Annotated in this window: 1 protein-coding gene; it reads left to right on the top strand. The window is 33.8% G+C overall.

The genetic code is table 11. The features are described 5' to 3' along the window. Positions 1–15: 15 nt before the first annotated feature. Positions 16–519 (top strand): hypothetical protein, encoded by a 504-nt coding sequence (locus tag IE104_RS18930; protein ID WP_189421482.1) that lies wholly within the window; start codon positions 16–18, stop codon positions 517–519. Positions 520–634 lie beyond the last annotated feature (115 nt).

Below are 634 nucleotides of genomic sequence, written 5' to 3'. Positions count from 1 at the left end.
CGTTAGGCATAAGCAATGAAATACATTTTCGCCATCATATTATTCATATTTGGTTCGCTAGCAAATGCGAGTCAAGATTTATACGCGCCAATTTCAGAATTACAAGAAAAAGTTACCTATGAAATAGAACCGTTACTATTAAACAATAACCTTTGTAATATTAATGAGGGCTGCAAAGCACCTATTTATAAAGGTAATATTGCAATTTCCATCAAACTCATGCCGAAAAACAATATATTGAATAATGTCCTAGTTGAAGTGAATGGCAGGCTAATTAAATTGGACACCAGTAATATTAAAGGCAAAGAGGTAAATTTACGTAATTTAAAAATTTTATATAATCCTCGTTATTTACCTAAACAATTGAGGGGCGAGTATGCTGGCAGTGGTCCATATTTTACAATTAAAGGTATATTATTTTCTGACAGCGAGTGCGAAAATTCGCTTAAAGAATTAAATATTCACTACAACATAGAAGAAAGCAAAAGCGAACTAACGTATTTTTGTGCAACAGAATAACTATGCCTAACAAGTCGCTCAAGCATCGCACTCTTCGTGTGCTGGACAGTTTTTAAGTCGCAGTTTTGTGGTTTTGCTGCGCAAAAGTATTCCACAAAACCACAACTTAAAAACT

The organism is Cellvibrio zantedeschiae (genome assembly GCF_014652535.1).
GTDB classification, from domain to species: domain Bacteria; phylum Pseudomonadota; class Gammaproteobacteria; order Pseudomonadales; family Cellvibrionaceae; genus Cellvibrio; species Cellvibrio zantedeschiae.
The sequence above is the reverse complement of the archived record's forward strand: the minus strand, read 5'-3'. Positions and strand labels throughout refer to the sequence as shown.

Excerpts from the sequence above, each read along its gene's own strand:
- IE104_RS18930 (WP_189421482.1), top strand. The coding sequence starts at position 16 with ATGAAATACATTTTCGCCATCATATTATTCATATTTGGTTCGCTAGCA.